This window comes from Stenotrophomonas sp. HMSC10F06, assembly GCF_001807865.1.
In the GTDB taxonomy this organism is placed as follows: Bacteria; Pseudomonadota; Gammaproteobacteria; order Xanthomonadales; family Xanthomonadaceae; genus Stenotrophomonas; species Stenotrophomonas bentonitica_A.
Genome location: NZ_KV791283.1, coordinates 1 through 5,355, shown reverse-complemented (window position 1 = coordinate 5,355; position 5,355 = coordinate 1). Strand labels below are relative to the sequence as shown.

3 protein-coding genes are annotated in these 5,355 nt (G+C 58.6%); all 3 read right to left on the bottom strand.

Annotated elements, in window-relative coordinates; all coding sequences use genetic code 11:
• Positions 1 to 27: 27 nt before the first annotated feature.
• Genes HMPREF3113_RS10200 through HMPREF3113_RS18965 form a run of 3 tightly spaced genes read right to left on the bottom strand, consistent with a single transcriptional unit; the run spans position 28 to position 5,147 of the window.
• A complete protein-coding gene (locus tag HMPREF3113_RS10200; RefSeq protein WP_254665274.1) occupies positions 28 to 1,809 on the bottom strand; it encodes an ATP-dependent nuclease in 1,782 nt (593 codons plus the stop codon).
• A gap of 56 nt (positions 1,810 to 1,865) precedes the next feature.
• The gene (locus tag HMPREF3113_RS10195) at positions 1,866 to 4,871 is read right to left on the bottom strand and encodes a type III restriction-modification system endonuclease (protein WP_070472020.1); all 3,006 of its coding nucleotides are present in this window, start codon (positions 4,869 to 4,871) and stop codon (positions 1,866 to 1,868) included.
• Between the two features lie 12 nt (positions 4,872 to 4,883).
• Entirely contained in the window at positions 4,884 to 5,147 is a 264-nt protein-coding gene (locus tag HMPREF3113_RS18965; RefSeq protein WP_254665273.1) for a hypothetical protein, read from the bottom strand.
• Positions 5,148 to 5,355: the final 208 nt, after the last annotated feature.

Here is a 5,355-nt window from a genome sequence, read left to right as displayed (position 1 = left end):
CTTTGCTGACGGTTAAAAGCGGGGGGATTACCTTATCCCGGCAGCATCCTCAACACTTCTGCAAGCGACCATCCACTCCCTCCAGTTTTCCGAAAGGAATGATTCGAGGTGGTCATCAAATATGGCCGCGACGTCAGAAATGGTGGCGGATGGAAAATCTTCTTCAGGCAAGCCGAAGTACCGCATTAACCTGCGGTTCTCTACCGCGTGATTGTTGAGCTCACGATCTATGTCATCTTGCTTTTTGTTTTTGGCTTTGGCCCGCGCTTCGAATCCACCGTCTGCATCAAACAGTGCGTAGACTGGCACACCAATAGATTTCAAAATCGCATGCGCGAGTGGTATCGATGCCTTGCTGCCCACAGAAACGATCGAAATTCCTGCTGCTTCAAGGGCACCGGGGGAAGTTCTATCCCCAATGCCGTAGAACACAGCAGATTCGGTTGTCCCCTCCACAAGAAATGCCCGATTCGCGAAGAGCGCTATCGCAAGCTGGTCAGCCACGTTGTGGTCGAGCCTGCGATCGACCACATCACCATCTACTGTTCTATTCAGCCTGGCCTTCACATCCTCAACCGTGGCAAAGTGGACCGTCACCACCGGGACTTCGTCAGCGGATCTCGTCAGCCGTCTGATTTGATGGAAATGTCGAGCCTCCAGGAAGTAGGGGCTATGCGTCGCATAGGTCACCTGGATGCGCTTGCCAGCGTCTTCGGCGAGCGACCTGAGCACCTTCGCAAAAGTCTGCGCCTGGATCGGGTGCTGGAAAAGTTCTGGCTCCTCGATCGCCAGACAGATGACTCCCTCGGCCGAGGCTGCGCCCGACTGCGCCAAGAGTTGCAGAGCCGAAATCAGCAGCGTGCGCTGAAAGCCGTGTCCCTGCCGCTCCACCGCAGTCTCGGTGGTGCCGTCGAGCACGGCCACGTCGAACATCGTGCGAGGTGCCTTGAGTTCCACTTCAGCCGGAGAAACCATGATTGCCCGGCCTGGCGCATAGGTTGTGACAACCTCGTTGAGCTGCGTCGTGATGGTTCCAAGCTGCCCCTTGAACTTCTCCTCATAGACCAGTTGCTGCTTTGCCCGTGACTCCGCAACGATTTCCGCGATCGCCTCATCAGCAGCAGTTCGGTCAATCGAGCGCTCCAGGATTCGGCCGATGATGCTTGCCTTGCCATCGATCGACTCCTCACTTGCCCGAAGGTCAGCCGTCACCAACACGAAGTCAAATAGCCCGCTCATCTTGCCGCCACTATTGAAACCGAAGAAATTGGTTTGCAAAGCCTCGAGCGCATCGAGCAATTGATCAGTGTGAGCCGCCTCCCAAGTTGTCATTGCCTGATCAACGGCTGGACCAGTATTCGCCGCAGGAAGATCAAGCTCCGGTCGCTCGCGCCGGAGAGTGGCACACAGCTCTTTCTTCGCAGTCGCACCGCCTGCCGCCTTGATGGCATTGAAAGCCGGGAATCCCTTTGCATTGGCGGAGAGCACATCGGCGCCATCAGGGGATCGGCGCTTCCATGCGGTGAACGTGGCGACTCCTTCCGGTGCGTACTTGCCAAGTGCCTCGCGATCCTTCTCGGTGAGATCTGCAAAGGTGACCTGAACCTCGATGTCTTCGTCAGTCGCCCCAAAAGAGCAATCCTTCTCCGTCAGCGCCCCAGGTTTGCCGTTGAAGAACCAGTCGAGCGCACGAAGCACCGTCGACTTGCCGGCACCGTTCGGCCCAATGAAGGTCGTGACGGAATCGAACGGAACCGTCACGTCTTTCAACGTGCGAAAGTTTCGGATGCGAACGGATTGGATCTTCATTTCGGACTTCTGCTCCTTGTGTTTTGTGTCGTCTCTCTCCGTGACAGCGACAGAACCTATCCTTTTGCCGCCTCGGTCAAAAGATCGTCAACCGAGCGCGCCACTACATACCGGGCTGGGTTCTCACCAACCCCCAGCGCAGTGAAATGCGCCTTGCCGCATTCGATCTTGGCGCTTTCCTTGTCGCGCAGGTCATCGGTGAACAGGCTGCTCTTGGTTTCCACTACAAAGTACAGGTGCTGGGTGCCGTCTTCTTCCACCAACACGGCCCAGTCGGGGTTGTAGGTACCCAGCGGCGTGGGCACTTTGAACCAGCCTGGAAGCTTGGCGTAGAGCTTGATGGCGTCGTTCTTCTCCAGCCCATCGGCGAAGTCCCGCTCGGTGGTCGAGTCGTACACCACGTGCTCATAGATTGACTTCTGGGTATCCAGCAGCATGTTCTTGAGATAGCCGGTGAGCTCTTCCTTCTCGAACAGCTCCTGCGCATAGATATGCTGGTCGCCGAGCTTCTGGTACTTGATGCCATCGACCAGGGCCAAGCGCTTGCAACGGTTGATGGTTTCGGCGGTCAATTCGATGAACTGCTGCGGATTGCGCTTGAAGTCGTCAAGGCGGCCGCTTCCCGTCAGGATGCTGACGATGGTGCGCCGGGTGAGCTGGGTGCGGTCCTGCAGGTCGGTCAGCAAATCCGGCAGCTCGATATCCGCCTCGTCCAGCACCACGGTCGCCGCGCCCGCTTTCTCCGTCGCGGCGACACCGGCCTTGCCGATAGAGATGTCGGCCTTGCGCCATTGCAGCCGCGCTTTGGCAATCACCGGAGCCTTCTGCAACGCTGCGATGCAATCCGTCACCAGCTTGGCGTTATCGAACTGCACGCGGTACGTTGTTTGGTGCTTGATGCGGTCCCACAGTGTCTTGAACTCGTCACTCAGATAAACGGCCTTGCCATCTTTGCCCTTGCGCAGCGGCACTTGCCTGCGTTCATCGGCATTCTTGATGTCGAGCCGGCCCGACACCTTGCGCAGCACTTCGGAAATCTGGGCTTTCTGTGCATCAACCTCGGCTGGCAGCTCCAAGGTGCCGTTCTTCAGCGCCGTTTTCAGTGAATCCTGCACCTTGCCCTTGACATCGATATGGCCGGCGGCTTTCAGGTGTTCCCACAGTGCCTTCGATTGCTCCATGCCTAGCGGTGCGGCATGCCCATCAGCGCCGGTCACGGCAATGGCGGCAAATTGGTGCGGCTCCACGATGCCAAAGCGGATGCCCGTGTCTTTCTCGATTTCCTTTTGCAGGTTTTCGGCAAACTGTTCGTAGTTTTCCGTGGCCACCACTGTCAGGGTGTTGACCTCGAAGCCGCGTACCCGCTCGCCATCCTGGTTGACGCACAGGCGCAGGCCGCGACCAATGGTCTGGCGACGCTCGCGCTCGGTCTGAATGTCGCGTAAGGTGCAAATCTGGAACACGTTGGGGTTGTCCCAGCCTTCCTTGAGCGCGGAGTGGGAGAAGATAAACTTCAGCGGCGTGCTGAAGGACAGCAGCTTCTCCTTCTCCTTCATGATCAGGTTGTAGGCGCGCTCGGCGTTCTCCCGGTTACCCGCATTGTTCTCGGCGGTGTCGGTCCAGCCGCCCTTCTTGTCGATGGAGAAATAGCCGTTGTGCACCTCTTCGGCGGCGGACGCCAGATCGATCTCGGCAAACAAGCTCTGGTAGGCCGGCAACTTGGCGGCACGGCGATATTCCTCCTCGAACATCTGCGCATACACGCCCTTGACCGGCTGGCCGTCCGCATCGTACTGACGGTACTTGTCCACCGCGTCGATGAAGAACAGGCTGAGCACCTTGATCCCCAATGGGCGCAGGTGCTTTTCCTTGTCCAGGTGCTCCTTGATCGTGCGGCGGATCATCTCGCGTTGCACGGCCAGCGCATCCACATCACCGTGGGCTTGGCCAGGCTGCAAGAACACTTCGCCGCCGGGGTAGCGCAGTTCCATGAACTCTTCGCCCTTGGCCGTATTGATCTCGCCCACCCGAAAATCGGCATAGATCGCGCGGCCATCGGCGCTCTGCTGAAGGTCGTCGCCATCGCTGACCGTCACCTCCACCCGCTGCACGCCAGTGGCGGCTTGTTTACCCAGCTCGATCTTGGCGCTGATGCGGCCGCGCTTGTTTTCCACCTTCACCAGGCGCACGAAAGGCTTGTTGTGCGCATCCTCAACCGTGGCCGATGCCACCTCGATCTGCTTAACCAGCTTGCGCTCGTACGCATCCACGGCATCCAGGCGGAACACCATGTGGTGCTTGTCCACATGGGTGGCGGAGTAGCGCAGCGTGCAGAGCGGGTTCATGGCGTCCAGTGCTTCCTTGCCACGGCCTTCCAGGCCGCCGTCCACGCTTTGCGGCTCATCCACGATGATGATCGGCCGGGTTGCCTTGATCAGGTCGATGGGCTTCTCGCCGCCGGTTTTCTCGCTCTCTTTGTAGAGGTTGTTCACATCCTTCTTGTTGATGGCGCCCACCGTCACCACCATGATCTGGATGTTGGAGCTCGTGGCGAAATTGCGCACCGGCCCCGGCTTACCGGAGTCGTATAGGAAGTAATCGAAGGGTACGCCCGCGTAGAGCCCCTTGAAGTGTTCCTCGGTGATCTGCAGGGTTTTATAAACACCCTCCTTGATCGCCACTGAAGGCACCACGATCACGAACTTGGTGAAGCCGTAGCGTTTGTTCAGCTCGAAAATCGTGCGCAGGTAGACATAGGTCTTGCCGGTGCCGGTCTCCATTTCCACCGTGAAATCGCCCGAAGTCAGCGCGCCAGAAGGCGGCAGGCCACCGCGCAACTGGATGTCAGCCAGATTCTTGAGCAGCTCGTCGTCGAGCAGCGTCAAGCGGTTGCCAACGCCAAGGTCGGACTGCGCCACGCCCAGTGACATCTGCACGTCATCGGGCAATTTCATGGTCACCGTGAACTCGGTACGGCAGACCTCCTGACCACGGAACAGATCGCACACGGCCTCAATGGCCTGCATCTGGTAGTCGAGGTTCGGCTCGAAGTGCAGTTTCATAGCGAACCTCCCTTACAAGCTGCGCACGTTCTGGATGCCGTGCTGCTCCAGAATGGCGGCGAGATTGGTCTTGGCCACGTCATCAGCAAAGGCGCTGTCGCGGAACACGCAGGTGGTGTCACCGGCAGGGGCCAACTCCTTGTGCCAGCCGATGATGCCCTGGGCGAGCGGCTCTACCTGTTCGCGGGTGATGGTCTCAGCCAGGCACGCCAGCAGCACGCCGCCGCCAATGGCATGGACGTGAAGGCCTTCGATATTGCGCTGTTCGATGGGCACACACAGATCCAGCCCCAACTTGAGCAGCAGTTCGTAAAGCACATCAGCCTCGCTGCGACCTTCGAGCAGATGATCCTGATGGTCGAATAGTGTGGCTTCCAGATCGTCTGGTTTGGGATTCCAGACGCGGATATTGGAGGTGTCGAGCTTGAAGACGCGGAAGCCGGTGTCGCCCTGCGGTAATCCCCCCGCTTTTAACCGTCAGCAA